The sequence below is a fragment of the Spiribacter halobius genome, assembly GCF_020883455.1.
Lineage (GTDB): Bacteria > Pseudomonadota > Gammaproteobacteria > Nitrococcales > Nitrococcaceae > Sediminicurvatus > Sediminicurvatus halobius.
Window position 1 is genome coordinate 1,850,852 of sequence record NZ_CP086615.1, and the last position, 18,928, is coordinate 1,869,779.

17 protein-coding genes and 1 tRNA gene are annotated in these 18,928 nt (G+C 68.9%); 15 read left to right on the top strand and 3 right to left on the bottom strand.

Annotation, left to right across the window (positions count from 1 at the left end; all coding sequences use genetic code 11):
• The first annotated feature begins 54 nt into the window (after positions 1–54).
• The 15 genes from gyrA (at position 55) to galU (ending at position 16,434) form a co-directional block, all read left to right on the top strand.
• Positions 55–2,598 (top strand): DNA gyrase subunit A, encoded by a 2,544-nt coding sequence (gyrA, locus tag LMH63_RS08400; protein ID WP_109677987.1) that lies wholly within the window; start codon positions 55–57, stop codon positions 2,596–2,598.
• A gap of 77 nt (positions 2,599–2,675) precedes the next feature.
• On the top strand, positions 2,676–3,758 hold the full coding sequence (gene serC / locus LMH63_RS08405) for a 3-phosphoserine/phosphohydroxythreonine transaminase (protein WP_109677985.1): 1,083 nt from the start codon (positions 2,676–2,678) through the stop codon (positions 3,756–3,758).
• Between the two features lie 31 nt (positions 3,759–3,789).
• Positions 3,790–4,959, top strand: coding sequence for a phosphoglycerate dehydrogenase (locus LMH63_RS08410; RefSeq protein ID WP_109677983.1), 1,170 nt, complete (start codon positions 3,790–3,792; stop codon positions 4,957–4,959).
• Positions 4,960–4,987: 28 nt separating this feature from the next.
• Positions 4,988–6,073, top strand: coding sequence for a prephenate dehydratase (pheA, locus tag LMH63_RS08415; protein ID WP_109677982.1), 1,086 nt, complete (start codon positions 4,988–4,990; stop codon positions 6,071–6,073).
• Positions 6,074–6,304: 231 nt separating this feature from the next.
• On the top strand, positions 6,305–7,456 hold the full coding sequence (gene hisC, locus LMH63_RS08420) for a histidinol-phosphate transaminase (protein ID WP_109677980.1): 1,152 nt from the start codon (positions 6,305–6,307) through the stop codon (positions 7,454–7,456).
• 5 nt (positions 7,457–7,461) lie between these two features.
• Positions 7,462–8,334 (top strand): prephenate dehydrogenase, encoded by an 873-nt coding sequence (locus tag LMH63_RS08425; protein WP_233242717.1) that lies wholly within the window; start codon positions 7,462–7,464, stop codon positions 8,332–8,334.
• Between the two features lie 43 nt (positions 8,335–8,377).
• Positions 8,378–9,709 (top strand): 3-phosphoshikimate 1-carboxyvinyltransferase, encoded by a 1,332-nt coding sequence (gene aroA / locus LMH63_RS08430; protein WP_109677976.1) that lies wholly within the window; start codon positions 8,378–8,380, stop codon positions 9,707–9,709.
• Positions 9,706–10,386 carry a (d)CMP kinase gene (gene cmk, locus LMH63_RS08435; protein WP_109677974.1) on the top strand — a complete coding sequence of 227 codons (681 nt, stop codon included), beginning with the start codon at positions 9,706–9,708 and terminating at the stop codon, positions 10,384–10,386. Before aroA ends, cmk begins: the two co-directional genes overlap by 4 nt.
• A gap of 100 nt (positions 10,387–10,486) precedes the next feature.
• Entirely contained in the window at positions 10,487–12,169 is a 1,683-nt protein-coding gene (gene rpsA, locus LMH63_RS08440) for a 30S ribosomal protein S1 (RefSeq protein WP_109677972.1), read from the top strand.
• A 127-nt stretch (positions 12,170–12,296) separates the two neighbouring features.
• Entirely contained in the window at positions 12,297–12,599 is a 303-nt protein-coding gene (locus tag LMH63_RS08445; RefSeq protein WP_109677970.1) for an integration host factor subunit beta, read from the top strand.
• A gap of 62 nt (positions 12,600–12,661) precedes the next feature.
• On the top strand, positions 12,662–12,955 hold the full coding sequence (locus LMH63_RS08450) for a lipopolysaccharide assembly protein LapA domain-containing protein (RefSeq protein WP_109677968.1): 294 nt from the start codon (positions 12,662–12,664) through the stop codon (positions 12,953–12,955).
• A gap of 2 nt (positions 12,956–12,957) precedes the next feature.
• The gene (gene lapB, locus LMH63_RS08455; protein ID WP_109677966.1) at positions 12,958–14,127 is read left to right on the top strand and encodes a lipopolysaccharide assembly protein LapB; all 1,170 of its coding nucleotides are present in this window, start codon (positions 12,958–12,960) and stop codon (positions 14,125–14,127) included.
• 206 nt (positions 14,128–14,333) lie between these two features.
• Entirely contained in the window at positions 14,334–15,017 is a 684-nt protein-coding gene (gene pyrF, locus LMH63_RS08460) for an orotidine-5'-phosphate decarboxylase (protein ID WP_109677964.1), read from the top strand.
• 189 nt (positions 15,018–15,206) lie between these two features.
• Positions 15,207–15,470, top strand: coding sequence for a ComEA family DNA-binding protein (locus LMH63_RS08465; protein WP_109677962.1), 264 nt, complete (start codon positions 15,207–15,209; stop codon positions 15,468–15,470).
• 88 nt (positions 15,471–15,558) lie between these two features.
• Positions 15,559–16,434, top strand: a complete 876-nt coding sequence (gene galU, locus LMH63_RS08470; RefSeq protein WP_109677960.1) for a UTP--glucose-1-phosphate uridylyltransferase GalU — start codon at positions 15,559–15,561, stop codon at positions 16,432–16,434.
• 60 nt (positions 16,435–16,494) lie between these two features.
• On the opposite strand, the gene LMH63_RS08475 is transcribed toward galU, so the two are convergent.
• From LMH63_RS08475 to LMH63_RS08485, 3 genes are all read right to left on the bottom strand, one after another.
• On the bottom strand, positions 16,495–17,184 hold the full coding sequence (locus LMH63_RS08475; RefSeq protein ID WP_146205193.1) for a PEP-CTERM sorting domain-containing protein: 690 nt from the start codon (positions 17,182–17,184) through the stop codon (positions 16,495–16,497).
• Positions 17,185–17,505: 321 nt separating this feature from the next.
• Positions 17,506–17,580: transfer RNA gene (locus LMH63_RS08480), tRNA-Asn, on the bottom strand.
• A 73-nt stretch (positions 17,581–17,653) separates the two neighbouring features.
• Positions 17,654–18,844, bottom strand: a complete 1,191-nt coding sequence (locus tag LMH63_RS08485; protein WP_109677957.1) for a pyridoxal phosphate-dependent aminotransferase — start codon at positions 18,842–18,844, stop codon at positions 17,654–17,656.
• Positions 18,845–18,928: the final 84 nt, after the last annotated feature.

Below are 18,928 nucleotides of genomic sequence, written 5' to 3' on the forward strand. Positions count from 1 at the left end.
GCATCACCGGGCCGCCTGCATTGTGCCCCCACTCCCGAGAAGTGAGACCGCCCGATGTCGAGCGTTGCCAAGGAGATCCTGCCGGTCAATCTCGAGGACGAGATGCGGCAGTCCTACCTCGATTACGCCATGAGCGTGATCGTCGGCCGCGCCCTGCCGGACGTGCGCGACGGCCTCAAGCCCGTGCACCGGCGGGTCCTGTTCGCCATGCGCGAGCTCGGCAACGACTGGAACAAGAGCTACAAGAAGTCCGCCCGCGTGGTGGGTGACGTCATCGGTAAGTACCACCCCCACGGCGACTCCGCCGTCTACGACACCATCGTGCGCATGGCCCAGGACTTCTCCATGCGCTATCCGCTGGTGGACGGGCAGGGCAACTTCGGCTCCATCGACGGCGATAACGCCGCGGCGATGCGCTACACCGAGGTGCGCATGGCGCGCATCGCCCACGAGCTGCTGGCGGACATCGACAAGGAAACCGTCGACTTCACCGACAACTACGATGGCTCCGAGCGCGAGCCCCAGGTGCTGCCGACGAAGGTGCCGAATTTCCTCGTCAACGGCGGCTCCGGCATCGCCGTGGGCATGGCCACCAACGTGCCGCCGCACAACCTGCGCGAGGTGGTGGATGCCTGCGTCGCCCTGATCGACGACGAGGACCTCACGGTCGAGGACCTCATGGCCTACGTGCCCGGGCCGGACCTGCCCACCCGCGGCATCATCAACGGCGTCGAGGGTATCCGCGAGGCCTACCGAACCGGCCGTGGGCGCATGGTGATGCGCGCGCGCTGCAGCTTCGAGACCGACGAGCGCAACGGCAAGGTCAGCATCATCGTCCACGAGCTGCCCTATCAGGTGAACAAGGCGCGGCTGCTGGAGAAGATCGCCGAGCTGGTCAAGGAGAAGCGCGTCGAGGGCATCACCGAGCTGCGGGACGAGTCCGACAAGGACGGCATCCGCATGGTCATCGAGCTGCGCCGCGGCGAGGTGCCCGAGGTGGTGCTGAACAACCTCTACCAGCACACCCAGCTGGAGACGGTGTTCGGCATCAACATGGTGGCACTGCACGAGGGCCAGCCCCGCCAGCACAACCTGAAGAACATCCTCGAGGCCTTCCTCCGCCACCGCCGCGAGGTGGTCACCCGGCGCACGGTCTACGAGCTGCGCAAGGCCCGCGACCGGGCCCACACGCTGGAGGGCCTGGCGGTCGCGCTCGCCAACATCGACGAGGTGATCGCGCTGATCAAGGCCTCGCCCGGGCCGGCGGATGCGAAGCAGGCGCTGGTGGGCCGCACCTGGGCTCCGGGCGTGGTGAGTGACATGCTCGCCCGCGCCGGCGCCGAGGCCTCACGCCCCGAGGGGCTCGGCCGCAACGTCGGCCTGGTGGACGGCCGCTACCAGCTCACCGAGACCCAGGCCCAGGCGATCCTGGACCTGCGCCTGCACCGGCTGACCGGCCTCGAGCAGGACAAGATCGTCGACGAGTACCGTGAGATCCTCGACACCATCGAGGAGCTGCTGGCCATCCTCGGCAGCAGCGAGCGGCTGATGCAGGTGATCCGCGAGGAGCTCGCGGACATCCGCGAGCGCTACGGCGACGAGCGTCGCACCGAGATCCTCGAGCAGCGCCTCAGCCTCACCACCGAGGACCTGATCTCCCCCCAGGACGTGGTGGTGACCCTCTCCCACAACGGCTACGCCAAGTCCCAGCCGCTGGACGGCTATCAGGCTCAGCGCCGCGGCGGCAAAGGCAAGGCCGCCACGCGCATGCGTGACGAGGACTTCGTCGACCAGTTCTGGGTCGCCAACAGCCACGATACGCTGCTCTGCTTCTCGAGCCGGGGCAAGGTCTACTGGCTCAAGGTCTACGAGCTGCCCCATGGCGCCCGCGGCGCGCGCGGCAAGCCCATCGTCAACCTGCTGCCGCTGGAGCAGGGCGAGCGCATCAACACCGTGCTCCCCATCAGCGAGTTCGACGACGATCACTTCGTGTTCATGGCCACCCGCCGCGGGACGGTCAAGAAGACGCCGCTGTCGCATTTCTCGCGGCCGCGCTCCACCGGCATCATCGCCGCACACCTCGGCGACGACGACTGGCTGGTCAACGTCGGCGTCACCGACGGCCAGCGCGAGATCATGATGATCACCGACGCCGGCAAGGCCCTGCGCTTCCGCGAGGAGGAGGTGCGCCCGATGGGCCGCACCGCCGCCGGCGTGCGCGGCATTCGCCTCGGGCCCGGGCAGTCGGTGATCCAGTGCCTGATCCTCGGCGAGGGCGATGTGCTCAGCGTCACCGCCAACGGCTATGGCAAGCGCACGCGGGTCGCCGACTACCCGATCCGTGGCCGCGGCGGCATGGGCGTCATCTGCATCCAGACCTCCGAGCGCAACGGCCAGGTGGTCGGCGCAGCGCAGGTGGTCGAGGAGGACGAGATCATGCTCATCACCAACGGCGGCACGCTGGTGCGTACCCGCGTGGAGGAGATCTCCGTGCTCGGGCGCAACACCCAGGGCGTGAAGCTCATCCGCCTGGACGACGACGAGCAGCTGGTTGGCATCGCACGCATCGAGGCGCTGGGCGAGGACGAGGAGGAGTAGCAGGCACACTGCGACGCCCCTTCGCGTCCTGGCCCGGGCGCCCACCGGTTATTCACGCAAAGCTCTGGAGCGAACCCATGTCGCGAGTCTTCAACTTCAGCGCCGGTCCGGCGGTGCTGCCGGAGCCCGTGCTCCGGCAGGCCGCCGAGGAAATGCTCGACTGGCAGGGCAGTGGCATGTCCGTGATGGAGATGAGCCATCGCGGCAAGGAATTCGTCGGCATCGCCGCCCAGGCGGAGCAGGACCTGCGGGATCTGCTCGCGGTACCGGACAACTACAAGGTGCTGTTCCTGCAGGGTGGGGCGACGGGGCAGTTCGCCGCCGTCCCCCTCAACCTGCTTGGCGACAACGGCCGTGCCGACTACCTCGACACCGGGAGCTGGTCGAAGAAGGCCATCGCCGAGGCCCGCGGGCACGGGGAGGTCAACGTCGCCGCCGAGGGGGGCTCGGGCGACCCCATGAGCATCCCGGCCCCGGACGCGTGGCGGCTCGACCCGCAGGCAGCCTACGTCCACTACTGCGCCAACGAGACCATCACCGGCGTGGAGTTCCACGACATCCCCGAGACCGGCGAAGTGCCGCTGGTCTCGGACATGTCCTCCACCATCCTCTCGCGGCCGCTGGACGTCTCCCGCTTCGGCGTGATCTACGCTGGCGCCCAGAAGAACTTCGGGCCGGCGGGGCTGACCCTGGTGATCGTGCGCGAGGACCTGCTCGGCCGCGCCCGGCCCGGCACGCCGGCGATCTGGGACTGGGCCCGACAGGCCGAGGCGGACTCCATGCTCAACACCCCTGCCACCTACTCCTGGTACATCGCCGGGCTGGTGTTCCAGTGGCTGAAGCGCGAGGGCGGTCTGGAGGCCATGGCCGAGCACAACCGGCGCAAGGCGGAGAAGCTCTACGCCGCCATCGACGGCTCCGACTTCTATCGCAACCCCGTGGACCCGGCCTGTCGCTCCTGGATGAACGTGCCCTTCGTGCTGGCGGACAGCAGCCTGGACGGCGACTTCCTCGCCGAGGCCTCCGCCGCCGGCCTGAAGACGCTGAAGGGCCATCGGTCGGTGGGCGGCATGCGCGCCAGCCTCTACAACGCGATGCCCGAGGCGGGCGTGGACGCGCTGATCGACTTCATGCAGGACTTCGAGCGCCGCCGGGGCTGAACCGGCGGCTGCCGCGACCGGGAGGAACCCAATGTACAAGATCCTCACGCTGAACAACATCTCGGCCAAGGGCCTCGACCGGCTGCCGCGGGAGCTCTTCGAGGCCTCCTCCGAGATCCAGCATCCGGATGCCGTGCTGCTGCGCTCGGCGAAGCTCCACGACTGGCCGATCCCGGACACCCTCAAGGCGGTGGGCCGGGCCGGCGCCGGCGTGAACAACATCCCCGTCGAGGCCATGAGCCGGCGTGGCATTCCGGTGTTCAACGCGCCCGGGGCCAACGCCAACGCCGTCAAGGAGCTGGTGATCGCGGGCCTGTTCCTGGCGGCCCGCAATATCTGCCCGGCCTGGGACTTCGCCCGCCAGCTGCAGGGCAGCGACGCGGAGATGAACCAGCAGGCCGAGGCGGAGAAGAAGCGCTTCACCGGTTTCGAGCTGCCGGGACGGACCCTCGGCGTGATCGGACTCGGCGCCATCGGCGTCAACGTCGCCAATGCCGCGCGGGCGCTCGGCATGAACGTCATCGGCTACGACCCGGACATCACCGTGCGCAGCGCCTGGCGGCTGGAGGCCGCGGTGCGCCGGGCCCACAGCATCGACGAGGTGTTCGCCGAGTCGGACATGGTGACCCTGCACGTGCCCGAGACCGACACGACCCGCCACATGGTCAACGGCTCGCGCCTCGCCACGGCGCGCAAGGGGATGGTGCTGGTGAACTTCGCCCGCGCCGGGGTCGTGGACGTGGAGGCGGTGGCCGGCGCCCTGGACAGCGGCCGGCTGCACTCCTATATCTGCGATTTCCCGAGCAATGCGCTTAAAGGAAGGGACGACGTGGTCGCACTGCCGCACCTGGGGGCTTCCACCCACGAGGCGCAGGAGAACTGCGCCATCATGGTGGCCGATCAGGTGCGGGACTTCCTCGAGACCGGCAACGTGGTCAATTCGGTGAACTTCCCGGAGCTGGTGCTGCCGCGCAACGGCAGCGGCGACCGACTGACGGTGGTGAACGCCAATGTGCCGAACATGCTCGGGCAGATCTCCACGGCCGTCGCCGAGGCCGGGCTCAACATCGACGACATGGTCAACAAGTCCCGCGGAGACATCGCCTACACGGTCACCGATGTCGCCGGCCGCATCCCCGCCGAGGTGGTGGAGCGGCTGCGTGGCATCGAGGGGGTGCTGAGCGTGCGGGTGATCGAGTAACGACGCAGCGGGGGGAGAGGGGAACGCGGTGAGCGACGACGATGCCCTGCAGAGCGTACGGGCGCGCATCGACGAGATCGATGAGCAGCTGCTGCGCCTGATCAACGAGCGCGCCGAGGCGGCGCGCGAGGTGGCGCGCATCAAGCGCGAGGCCGGCGACGCCGGTGACTTCTACCGCCCGGCGCGGGAGGTGGAGGTGCTGCGGCGCATGCGCGAGGCCAACGCCGGTCCGCTGCCGGATGCCGACGTCACCCGGCTGTTCCGCGAGATCATGTCCGCCTGCCTGGCCCTGCAGCGGCCGCTCACGGTGGCGTTCCTCGGGCCCGAGGGCACCTTCACCCAGGAGGCGGCGATCAAGCACTTCGGCCACGGCGTCAAGAGCCTGCCACTGGATGGGATCGACGCCGTCTTCCGCGAGGTGGAGTCGGGCTCGGCGGAGTACGGGGTGGTGCCGGTGGAGAACTCCACCGAGGGCGTGGTCTCCCACACGCTGGACCGCTTCCTGAACTCCTCGCTGCACATCGTCGGCGAGGTGGAGCTGCCGGTGCGGCACAACCTGGCCACGCTGGCCGAGGACCCGTCCACCGTGCAGCGCGTCTACTCGCATCAGCAGGGGCTGGCGCAGTGCCGCGTGTGGCTCGACACCAACCTGCCGAGGGCGGAGCGCATCGCCGTCTCGAGCACGGCGGAAGCGGCCCGCCTGGCCGCCGAGGATCCCACCGCCGCCGCCCTGGCCTCGGATGCGGCCGCCGAGCGCTACGGCCTCGGCGTGCGCTACCCCTCGGTGCAGGATGGCGCGGCGAACACCACGCGCTTCCTCGTCCTCGGCGAGCAGTCGCCGCCGCCGTCCGGCGAGGACAAGACCTCCATCGTCGTGGCCCGCGAGAACCGCCCCGGCGGCCTCGCCGGCCTGCTGGCGCCGCTCGCCCGCTACGGGCTGAACATGACGCGGCTGGAGTCCCGGCCCTCGCGCCAGGGCATGTGGGAGTACGTCTTCTTCATCGACATCCTCGGCCACGCCGAGGACCCGACCCTGAAGCGCGCCCTCGGCGAGATGCAGCAGCTGGCGAGTCTGCTGAAGATTCTGGGCTCCTACCCCCGGGCCGCGCATTAGCGCGGCCCGGGGGAGTTGCAAGTTGCAAGTGGCAAGTTTCAAGCGGGATATCAGCGTAGGTCGTGCAGCGCGTAGCGCTGTGCGACGTCCCGACCGCGTCGCTGGTGGAGGAGCGATGGGGTGATGTCGCAAACGGCTTCGCCGCGCACGACCTAAGGCCTTCCGTTCTCCCTTGCAACTTGCAGCTTGCAACTTGCCACTTGTCACTACCCCGCAAACATTCGGGCAACCATGACACAAGCGAACTTCGACCCCACCTCCCTCGCCGCCCCCGGCATCGCCGGCCTTACGCCCTATCAGCCCGGCAAGCCGGAAGGGGAGCTGGCCCGGGAGTACGGGGTGAGCGACATCGTCAAGCTCGCCTCCAACGAGAATCCCCTGGGGCCGAGCCCACGGGCGCTGGCGGCGGCGCAGGAGGCGGTGGCCGGGGCGCACCGATACCCGGACGGCGGTGCCTGGGCGCTGCGTCAGCATCTCGCTGCGGTGCATGACGTCGCGCCGGAGTGCCTGATCTTCGGCAACGGCTCCAACGATGTGCTGGACCTGGTGGCGCGCGCCTTCCTGGCGCCGGGGCGCTCGGCGGTGTTCGCCGAGCACGCCTTTGCCGTCTATCCCATCGCCACCCGCAGCGCCGGCGCCGAGGCGGTGGTGGTGCCGGCCAACCCGGCCGACCATCCCCAGCCCTTCGGCCATGACCTCGCCGCCATGGCCGAGGCGGCGCGGCGCCCCGGCGTCGCGGTGATGTTCGTGGCCAATCCCAACAACCCCACCGGCACCTGGGTGGACGGTGACGCGGTGGCGGCGCTGCTGGCGGCGGTGCCGCGCGAGGTCATCGTCGTGCTGGACGAGGCCTATGTGGAGTACGCCCTGGACGTACCCGGCTACGTTGACGGGCGCCGCTGGCTCGAGCGCCATCCCAACCTCGTGCTCACCCGCAGCTTCTCCAAGGCCTACGGTCTGGCCGGCCTGCGGGTCGGCTATGGCATCGCCCACCCGGCGGTGGCGGACCTCATGAACCGCGTGCGGCACCCCTTCAACGTCAATGCGGCGGCCCAGGCCGCGGCGCTGGCGGCGCTGGAGGACGAGGCGCATATCGCCCGCTCGGTGGCGGAGAACGCCGCCGAGCGGGGCCGTCTGACCACCGGCCTCGAGAGCCTCGGGCTGCGGGTTCTGCCCTCGGCGGGCAACTTCGTCTGCGCCCGGGTCGGGGACGCGGCGGCGGTCAACGAGGCGCTGCTGCGCGCCGGGGTGATCGTGCGTCCGGTGGCGGGCTATGGGCTGCCCGAGTGGCTGCGCATCACCGTCGGGCGCCCAGGGGAGAACGACCGGCTGCTGGCGGCCCTTGCGGACTGTCGGCGTGGCGGCCTGCTCGGAGGATGCTGAGCGGCGTGGTCATCGAGCGTCTGTGCATCGCCGGCGTCGGCCTCATCGGCGGATCGCTGGCGCTCGCCCTGCGGGCCGCGGGCGCCGTGGGCGAGGTGGTGGGCACCGGGCGCCGGTCCGAGCCCCTCGAGCGGGCGCTGGCCCTGGGCGTGCTGGACCGCTACGAGCTGGAGCCGGCGCGGGCGGCGGAGGGTGCCGACGTGGTCCTGCTCGGCGTGCCGCTTGGCGCCATGCGCCCGGTGCTTGCCGCGCTCCGCCCGGGGCTTGGCGAGGGCACCGTGATCACCGACGTCGGCAGTGCCAAGGGCTGCGTGGTGGCGGACGCCGAGGCCGTGTTCGGGGCGCTGCCGGCGCGCTTCGTGCCGGCGCATCCGATTGCGGGTACCGAGAAGAGCGGTGTGGAGGCGGCCTTCCCCACGCTGTTCCGCGGGCGCCGGGTGATTCTGACACCGGATCGGCACACTGACGGCGAGGCCCTCGCCACCGTCCGCGGGCTCTGGAGTGCTGCCGGGGCGGAGGTGGTGGAGATGGGCGTGACCGCCCACGACCGCATGCTGGCGGGCACGTCGCATCTGCCGCACCTGCTCGCCTTCGGTCTGGTGGACATGCTGGCGCGCTCGCCGGACCACGACGAGATCTTTCAGTACGCCGCCGGCGGCTTTCGCGACTTCACCCGCATCGCTTCCAGCGATCCGGTGATGTGGCGTGACGTCTGCCTCGGCAATCGTGAGGCGCTGCTGGCGGCACTGGCCGCCTACCGGGAGGACCTGGAGCGGCTCACGGCCATGGTGGCGGCGGCGGACGGTGATGCGCTGGAGGCGGTGTTCCGCAATGCCAAGCGCACCCGGGACCGCCATCTGCACATCTTCGAGAAATGAGGCCCGGGCACGGCCATCGGCCGGCATCGGGCAGGAGGCAGCAATGACGAATGCGGCAGAGAGGGGCCGGCGCTTCCGGGTCCGCCCCGGCGGGCGCCTGTCCGGGGCGCTGAGGGTTCCTGGGGACAAGTCCATCTCCCACCGCGCGGTGATGCTGGGGGCCCTCGCCGAGGGCACCACCGAGATCGGCGGGTTCCTGGAGGGGGCTGACGCGCTCGCAACCCTGGCCGCCTTTCGGGCCCTCGGCGTCGAGGCCGAAGGGCCGCGCCGCGGCCGGCTGCGCATCCGCGGCGTGGGGCTGCACGGCCTGCGCGCGCCTGACGGACCGCTGGATCTCGGCAACTCGGGGACCTCCATGCGCCTGCTGGCGGGGTTGCTGGCGGGCCAGGCATTCGACAGCACGCTGTTGGGCGACGCCTCGCTGATGCGCCGGCCCATGCGCCGGGTGACCGAGCCGCTGGCCGCCATGGGGGCGCGGATCGACACCAGCGCCGAGGGCACCGCGCCGCTACGCATCCACGGCGGCCAGCGGCTGCGCGGCATCGACTATGCGCTGCCGGTGGCGAGCGCACAGGTGAAATCCGCGCTGCTGCTGGCGGGTCTCTACGCCGACGGTGAGACCCGGGTGACCGAGCCCGCACCCACGCGGGACCACACCGAGCGCCTGCTGGCGGGCTTCGGCTATCCGGTGCATCGCGACGGCGCCAGCGTCCGGCTCAGCGGCGGCGGCCGCCTGCAGGGCGGGCCCATCGTGGTGCCGGCAGACATCTCCTCGGCGGCGTTCTTTCTGGTGGGTGCGAGCATCGCGCCGGGCTCGGCGCTGGTGCTGGAGCACGTCGGGCTCAATCCGACACGGACCGGGGTGATCGGAATCCTGCGGCGCATGGGGGCGGACATCGAGATCGAGGACCAGCGCGAAGTGGGCGGCGAGCCGGTGGGACGAATCGCCGTGCGGCATGCGCCGTTGTACGGCATCGAGATTCCTCCGGAGCTGGTGCCGCTTGCCATTGACGAGTTTCCGGCGATCTTCGTCGCCGCCGCCTGCGCCCAGGGCGAGACCCGGCTGGCCGGCGCCGAGGAGCTGCGGGTGAAGGAAAGCGATCGCATTCAGGTCATGGCCGACGGTCTCGCGGCCCTCGGCATTACGGCGGAGCCGCAGCCCGACGGCATCCGGATCCAGGGCGGCAGGCTCGGCGGCGGGCAGGTACGTGCCCACGGCGATCACCGCATCGCCATGGCCTTTGCCATGGCCGGACTGGCGGCCGAGGACGAGATCCTCATCGACGACTGCACGGAGGTGGACACGTCCTTCCCCGGCTTCGTGGACATGGCACGGGATGCCGGGCTCGCCATCACCGTGGAGGCCGGGGCATGACGCCGGCACCGGTGCTGACCCTGGACGGCCCCGGCGGTGCCGGCAAGGGCACCGTGGCGCGGGCGGTGGCCAGGGAGCTCGGCTGGCATCTGCTGGACAGCGGTGCGATCTACCGGCTGCTGGCGCTGGCGGCGGAGCGCGCCGGTGTCGATGTGGACGACGTGCCCGGTCTGCTGCGGGTCGCCCGCGGCATGCGGCTCGAGTTCCGGCCGCGCGCGGATGGCGGCACCGAGGTCCGGCTCGACGGCGAGGAGGTGAGCACGGAGATACGCAGCGAGGCCTGCGGCGAGCGGGCGTCGCGCCTCGCCGTGCTCCCGGCCGTGCGCGAGGCGCTGCTGGCCCGTCAGCGCGACTTTCGCGAGCCCCCCGGACTGGTGGCCGACGGCCGCGACATGGGCACCGTGGTCTTCCCCGATGCCGAGGTGAAGGTTTTCCTCACCGCCTCCGCCGAGGAACGCGCCCGGCGGCGCCATAAGCAGTTGAAGGAGCAGGGTCTCGGTGGTAATCTCACCGACCTTTTACGGGAGATCACGGCGCGGGACGAGCGCGACGCCAACCGTGAGGTGGCGCCGCTGGTGCCGGCCGGGGATGCCGTCACCATCGATACCACCGGCGTGCCGGTGGAAAGCGTGGTGGCGCAGGTCATGAGCCGGGTCCGCGAGCGGCTGGGCCGTTAGCGGGCGCGGAGACTCCGGGAGCGGGCAACGTCACGGCGACGACTGCCCATGTCAGCAGCAACCAAACGGATCGGTGACGGTCCGGGAATCCAGTGAACCCATGAGCGAAAGCTTTGCAGAACTCTTCGAGGAGAGCCTCGCGCAGACCGATATGCGGCCGGGCTCGATCGTCACGGCCCAGGTCGTGGCCATCGACGGCGAGGATGTCATCGTCAACGCCGGCCTCAAGTCGGAAGCCATCATCCCGCTGCGCCAGTTCATGGACGAGCAGGGCAACGTCGAGATCAACGTCGGCGACGATGTCGAGGTGGCCCTCGACGCGGTCGAGGACGGTTCCGGCGAGACCCGCCTGTCGCGGGAGAAGGCCAAGCGGGCGCGCGCGTGGAAGGTCCTCGAGACGGCGTACGACGCCGGCGAGACCGTCACCGGTCAGATCAGCGGCAAGGTCAAGGGCGGCTTCACTGTCGACCTCGGCCACATCCGTGCCTTCCTCCCGGGTTCGCTGGTGGATATCCGCCCGGTGCGGGATACCACCTACCTCGAGGGCAAGGACCTCGAGTTCAAGGTGATCAAGCTCGACCCCCGGCGCAACAACGTGGTGGTCTCCCGCCGCGCGGTGGTCGAGGAAGAGTACAGCGCCGAGCGCGAGGCTCTGCTCGAGAAGCTGCAGGAGGGCCAGCAGCTCAAGGGCATCGTCAAGAACCTCACCGACTACGGCGCCTTCGTCGACCTCGGCGGGATCGACGGCCTGCTGCACATCACCGACATGGCCTGGCGGCGGGTCAAGCACCCTTCCGAGGTGGTCAACGTCGGCGACGAGATCGAGGTCAAGGTCCTCAAGTTCGACCGCGAGCGCAACCGCGTCTCCCTCGGCCTCAAGCAGCTGGGCGAGGATCCGTGGGAGGCCATCGGCCGGCGCTACCCCGAGGGCAGCCGCGTGGTCGGCCGGGTGACCAACATCACCGACTACGGCGCCTTCGTCGAGATCGAGGAGGGCGTCGAGGGTCTGGTCCACGTCTCCGAGATGGACTGGACCAACAAGAACGTCAACCCGGCCAAGGTGGCGGCCATCGGTGACGAGGTCGAGGTGATGATCCTCGACATCGACGAGGAGCGCCGCCGCATCTCGCTCGGCATGAAGCAGTGCCAGCCGAACCCGTGGGACGAGTTCGCCGCGAAGTACAACAAGGGTGACCGCGTCGTCGGCGCTATCAAGTCGATCACCGACTTCGGCATCTTCGTCGGCCTCGAGGGCGGTATCGACGGCCTGGTGCATCTCTCCGACCTCTCCTGGAGCGAGACCGGCGAAGAGGCCATCCGCGACTTCCAGAAGGGCGAGGAGGTCGAGGCAGTGGTGCTCTCGGTGGACCCGGAGCGCGAGCGGATCTCCCTCGGCGTCAAGCAGCTGGCCCAGGACCCGATCTCCCAGTGGGTGGCCAACAACCCCAAGGGCACGGTGGTCACCGGCACGGTGACCGAGGTGGATGCCAAGGGTGCGGTCATCGACCTCGGCAATGACGTGCCGGGCTACATCCGTGCCTCCGACCTCTCCCGCGACCGGGTCGACGACGCCCGCAACGTGGTGAAGGAGGGCGACAGCGTCGAGGCGAAGTTCGTCGCCGTCGATCGCCGCAACCGGATGATCAACCTCTCCGTGCGTGCCAAGTATCAGCAGGACGACCGCGACGCCGTGGAAGACTACGGCCGGCCCGGCAGTGCCGGCACCACAACCCTGGGGGATCTGCTCAAGGAGCAGATGCAGAACCGGGATCAGGACGACTGAATCCCGGGCGGGCGCACCGCCGGCCGCCAATGGCGGGCGGTGCATGCCCACCCACCCGAATGCCACGTCCCATTGCAGACCGATCCGGCTGGCGCCGCCAGCGGATTGCTTGTGCGGGTGTTGAGCGATGACCAAATCAGAACTCATCGAAACGATCGCCGCGAGCCAGCAGCACCTCGCCTACAAGGACGTGGAGCTGGCCGTGAAGACCCTGCTCGAACAGATGAGCGAGGCACTTTCCTCCGGCGAACGCATCGAGATCCGCGGCTTCGGCAGCTTTTCGCTGCATCATCGCCCGCCGCGTATCGGCCGCAATCCCAAGACCGGAGAGCCGGTGGCGCTGCCGGGCAAGTACGTGCCCCACTTCAAGCCCGGCAAGGAGATGCGTGAGCGCGTCAACCAGAATCGGGACAAGCCCATCCGGGCCTGAGCCGGCATCCCGCGTCGGCCTGCTAAACTAGCTCGCATTGCCTACCGGCCGGGAAGACTGACATGCGACGCCTGATTGCCCTCGTCATCGCCGTGCTCGTCGTGGCCCTGGGCCTGAGCTTCGCGATGCTCAATGCCGAGTCGGCGGAGCTGAATTTCTACTTCGGCCAGCTTTCCATGCCCATCTCGCTGTGGATGGTGATCGCCGTTGTCGTCGGCGCGGTGCTGGGTGTCCTCTCCTCCGTCGGTATGGTTTTCCGCCAGCGTCGCCAGCTCGCGCGGTTGCGGCGGCAGATCGCCGACGCCGAAAAAGAGCTCTCGGAGCTGCGCAAGCTGCCGATCCGGAACAATCCCTGACGATGCCCGAGCTGCTATGGCTGCTGCTCCCGGTGGCGGCCCTGTCCGGCTGGGTCATCGGGCGCCGCGACCGGCGCCGGAGGCAGGCCGAGCGCGAGCTGAGCGGCGACTACTTCCAGGGCCTTAACTACCTCCTCAACGAGCAGCCGGACAAGGCCATCGAGGTCTTCACCCGGATGGTGGAGGTGGACGAGGACACCGCCGAGACCCATCTCACCCTGGGCAACCTGTTCCGCCGCCGCGGCGAGGTCGACCGCGCCATCCGCATCCATCAGAACCTGATCGCGCGGCCCTCGCTGGAGCGCACCCAGCGCGGCTACGCACTGCTGGAGCTCGCCAAGGACTACATGAGCGCCGGGCTGCTGGACCGGGCGGAGAGCCTGTTCACCGAGGTGGTGGAGCTGGACGAGCACGCCGAGACGGCGCTCCGCCAGCTGCTCGACATCTACCAGCAGGAGAAGGAGTGGGATCAGGCCATTGCCGTGGCGGCGCGCCTGCAGAGCCGCAGCGGCGAGGACCTGCGCCCGGTGATGGCGCAGTTCGCCTGCGAGCAGGCGGAGGAGGCATTGCGCAACCACGCCGAGCCCGGACATGTGCGCAGTCTGATCAAGCGGGCGCTAGGCTACGACGGCCAGTGCGTGCGCGCCTCGATCCTGCGGGGTGATCTGGAGCAGCGCGAGCAGGCCTGGCGCGCAGCCATCAAGGCCTACCAGCGGGTGGAGAACCAGGACCTGGACTACATCCCCGAGGTGCTACCGCGGCTCGAGACCTGCTATCAGATTCAGGGCAACGAGGAGGGGTTTCTGCGCTACCTGCACCACCTGCTGAACCGCTACCCGGGTATGTCGGTGGTCATGAAGCTCTCCGAGCTGATCCAGGCCCATGAGGGCCGGCAGGCCGCGGTGGAGTTCATGGCCTCCCAGCTGCGCCGACGGCCCTCGGTGCGAGGCCTCAACCGCCTGATCGAGCTGAACATCGACGACAACGACCCCGACCGCCGCCGCCAGCGGGACCTGCGCGTGCTGCAGGAGCTGTTCACCGCACTGCTGGGCGACCGCATGCCCTACCGCTGCCGCGAATGCGGCTTCGAGGCCCGCCAGCTCCACTGGCAGTGCCCGAGCTGCCGGCAGTGGGGGACGATCAAGCCGGTCAGGGGGCTGCAGGGGGAGTAGGGCGCTTTGCGCCCTACTCCCCCTGCAGAGTTCAAAGTTGCAAGTTCAAAGTTCAAAGTTACCCGCCGCACCGCCATGCTGACCAATACCGCGCGGAGAAGGTCTTTGGACCTTGAACCTTGAACTTTGAACCCGCATCCATCGATGCCGCGAATCGGCCGGCCACCGGCGCCGTGACAGTCACCGTAACGAGGAAGCCCCCAACCGTGTCGCGCTTCATCATCGCCCTCGACTTCCCCGACCCCGACGCCGCGCGGCGGCTGGTGGCGCGGCTGCCGGCGGGGCGGTGCCGGCTGAAGGTGGGCAAGGAGCTGTTCGTGCGCGGCGGGCCGGGGCTGGTGCGGGAGCTGGTGGATGGCGGCTGGGACGTGTTCCTGGACCTCAAGTTCCACGACATCCCGAACACCGTCGCCGGCGCCTGCCGGGCCGCGGCGGACCTCGGGGTGTGGATGGTCAACGTGCACGCCCTCGGCGGCAGCCGGATGCTCGCCGCCGCCCGTGAGGCCATCGGCGAGGGCGCCGAGCGGCCGCTGCTCACCGCCGTCACCGTGCTCACCAGCCACGACGAGGCGACGCTCGCCGAGCTGGGCCTCGCCGGTCCGCCGGCGGCCGCCGTGGACCGACTGGCTGGACTTGCCATGGCGGCGGGGCTGGATGGGATGGTCTGCTCGGCGCAGGAGGCCCGCCGCCTGCGTGCCGCCTATCCTCGGGGCCGGCTGGTCACCCCTGGTATCCGGCCCGCCGGCAGCAGCGCGGACGACCAGCGTCGGGTGATGACGCCGGCGGCGGCCCTTGCCGCCGGGGCGGATGATCTGGTGGTCGGACGCCCGGTGACCGCGGCGGCGGATCCGGCCGCGGCGCTGGCCGCGCTCGAGGCCGAGCTCGCCTAGGAGCCTGCGCCGCAGCCGGGAGACGTTCTACGGCGCAGGCTCCTGGCCCGCAGCCGCGAATCGGTGAGGGATGCGGGCTAGGGTTGACCTCGTTCACGGTGTTGCTAATCTCTCAGCGTCCTGCCACGACGGCGGGGCGGTCCGCCCAGGCGGCGGGCCAGTCCATCAACCAGGGAAGGAGACTCTCCCATGCGTATCCTGCGTCATCTGCTGGCGGGCCTGTGCCTCGCCGTCGCGTCCACCGCGGCCCTGGCGGCCGATCCCGTGAACGTCAATGCTGCCGATGCGGAGGCCCTGCAGACGCTGAACGGCGTCGGTCCGGCCACCGCCGAGGCGATCATCGAGGAGCGGGAGGCCAACGGCCCGTTCGCGAGCGTCGAGGAGCTGGTGCGCGTCAACGGCATCGGCGAGACCACCATGGAGCGTCTTCGCGACGCCGTCACCGTCGAGTGACGACACGCCGCTGGCGGGGCGCCTGACAGGGCCCCCGCCATCGGTTACGCTCCGGGGCGTTGATTAACCCGCTGGAGTGCAACGGACAATGGCGAAACGCATCCGCAAGGCCGTGTTCCCGGTTGCCGGGCTCGGCACCCGCTTTCTGCCCGCCACCAAGGCCAACCCCAAGGAAATGCTGCCGGTGGTGGACAAGCCACTGATCCAGTATGCCGCCGAGGAGGCCGTGCGCGCCGGGATCGAGACCCTGGTGTTCGTCAACGGGCGCAACAAGCGCAGCATCCCGGACCACTTCGACAAGGCCTACGAGCTCGAGACCGAGCTCGAGAGCAAGGGCAAGCTGGATCGCCTGAAGGCGGTGCGCAACATCGTGCCGAGCAGCGTCGCCTGCGTGTACATCCGCCAGTCCGAGGCCCTGGGGCTCGGTCATGCCGTGCTCTGTGCCGAGCCGGTGGTGGGGGATGAGCCCTTCGCCGTGATTCTCGCCGACGACCTGATCGACGATCCGGAGGGCCACGGCTGCCTGGCGCAGATGGTGGAGCAGTACGACAACCACGTCGCCAGCATGATCGGCGTCCAGCGTGTGCCCAAGGACCACACCGACCGCTACGGGGTGGTCAGCATCGATCCCGTGGACGAGCGCCTCGGGCGCATGCACGGCATCGTCGAGAAGCCAGCGCCGGAGAAGGCGCCATCGACCCTGGGCGTGGTCGGCCGCTACATCCTCAACCCCGCCATCTTCAACAAGCTGCGCCAGACCCGGCCCGGTGCTGGCGGCGAGATCCAGCTTACCGACGCCATTGCCGCCCTGATGAAGGACGAGGACGTCTTCGCCTACGAGTTCCGCGGCACCCGCTACGATTGCGGCGACAAGCTCGGCTACCTGCAGGCGACGGTGGAGTATGGCCTCAAGCACCCCGAGCTGGGGGCGGCCTTCCGCGAGTACCTAGCGGCGCGCGAGTGATCCTGCCATGGGGTGACGAGCCGGGCCGCTGCGAGTTGCGGCCCGGCTGCGTCTGACGTCTCAGGATAGAGAAGCGCCCCGGCGAGGTGACGAGCAGCGGGCACGCGCGGCGATGAGACCGAGCATGCCCATGGCAAGCAGCGGCGCGGTGCCGGGCAGGGGTACGGTGCCATTGTCGGGCACTGGCGCGGCGGAGGATATCGCGCCAACGGCGTCAATGTCTGCTCCGGCGTAGGTCACATTGCTGGTATTTTCGTTGGGATCGTCCTGAAGCCGGACATAGGAGAACTGCGTGAAAGGATCGATTCCCGCATCCGCCAGGAACGGGTCAATATCGATGCTGGACGTACTCCCGGTCACCGAGCCTACGCTCAGAAAGTTCTCGTTGTCGTCACTGATCCACACGAACGTATCCTCTACCAGAGGCCCCACCTCGAAGATATGAAGATCCGCCTGGTCGCTGTCACTCCCGGTGAGGGAGTTGTCCGTGAACCGGTAAGTGATGAAGCCACCCTGACCCAGCGAGTAGGCCGCCTCTCCGTCGTTCGGAGGGCCCAAGCTCGCCGCTGGATCAAAGTTACCGGCCGTCGGAGCAGGATCACCAACGATAACGTCAAGGTATTCATCCGCAAAGGAAACATCACCTGATGGGAAGGTGATCCCGTCATAGGTGGTCGCCGCGCTGGCGGCGTTAACCGCAAGCAGACTGCCTGCAAGAATGGCAAGGCATCCAGTATATCGAAGTCGCATATTTCTCCCCCTTGTTGTGCTTCGCAATGACTTCGTATGCAAACTGCAGGCCAATCAACTAATCGCGGGAAAAATCAGCGCGATGCGATTGGGTGCGCATGACAAGAGTGAGAATTTGTAAAGTATTTGAACACAGACTGCGCACAGGAGGGTGGAAGTCGCATTTATGCTTGCGGCGAGGCATGCCGGTAAGTTGGGTGGGTATTGATGCGCGCTGGGGCGGCCCCTTGGTTCGGAGTCCGGACTGCACGGCGGCGGTACGGCAATATGACGCGCATGAAAAAGGCGCTTCCACTGGAAGCGCCTTCTCCGCATGCGAATTGGCTCCCCGGGACGGATTCGAACCGCCGACCCAGTGGTTAACAGCCACTTGCTCTACCGCTGAGCTACCGGGGAATAGGCTGCGTAGTCTATCGGCTCTGCCGCTGCCGTCAACCGGCGCCCCGCGGGCGCCGGTGGCGGTCACGCTTCACTTGCGCCCGAACACGCCCTCTAGGCGATCCATTGCCTTCTGCAGGTTTTCCATGCTGGTGGCATAGGAGATTCGGACGTAACCCGCCAGGCCGAAGGCTGTGCCCGGCACCAGTGCCACGTTGGCCTGCTCGATGAGGTGCTCCGCGAGCTCGGTGTCGTTGCTGACCCCGTCCAGGGCATCGATGGCGCCCTTGACGTTCGGATAGCAGTAGAACGTGCCCTCGCAGGTGATGCACTCGACGCCGCGCATGCCGTTGAGCCGGCCGACGACGTAGTCATGACGCTCCTTGAAGGCCTCGACCATTGGACCGACCACCCCTTGGTCGCCGTCCAGCGCAGCGACGGCCGCCGCCTGGGAGACCGAGCTCGCCCCGGACGTGCTCTGGGACTGGATCTTCTTCATCGCGCCGATCACCCGTGCGGGACCTGCGGCATAGCCGATGCGCCAGCCGGTCATGGCGTAGGCCTTGGAGACGCCATTGACCACCACCGTGCGGTCCATGAGGTCCGGGCAGGCCATGACGATGTTGCAGAACGGCTCGCCCGCCCAGAGGATGTGCTCGTAGATGTCGTCGCTCGCGATCAGCACCTGCGGGTGGCGCCGCAGCACCTCGCCCAGGGCCTCCAGCTCGGCACGGCTGTACGCGCTGCCGGTCGGGTTGGAGGGGCTGTTCAGGATCACGATCCGGGTGCGGTCGGTAATGGCGGCGTCGAGCTGCTCCGGGGTGATGCGGAAGCGCTGGTCCTGGCCGGCCTCGATGATCTCCGGCACGCCGTCGGCGAGCAGCGCCATGTCCGGATAGGACACCCAGAACGGCGCCGGGATCACCACCTCGTCGCCCTCGTCCAGCACCGCGGCCATGAGGTTGTACAGGCTCTGCTTGGCGCCGTTGGAGACGAGGATCTGGTTGCCCTCGTAGTCCAGGTCGTTGTCGCGCTTGAGCTTGTTGCGGATGGCCTGCTTCAGCGCCGGGGTGCCGTCCACCGCGGTGTAGCGGGTCTCGCCGTTGTGGATCGCCTCGATGGCGGCCGCCCTGATATGCTCCGGCGTGTCGAAGTCGGGTTCCCCCGCGCCGAGCCCGATGATGTCATGTCCCGCCGCGCGCATCTCCGCGGCCCGCGCCGTGACGGCCAGCGTCGGCGACGGCTTTACCCGCTGAACGCGCTTCGCCAGTTGAATGTCCAAGTGCGACCTCCGATGACGTTACTAATCGTCTCGACAGTATTGTCAGGTCTCAGAGCCCCGGAGCGGGCCGGCGGCAAGGCGCGG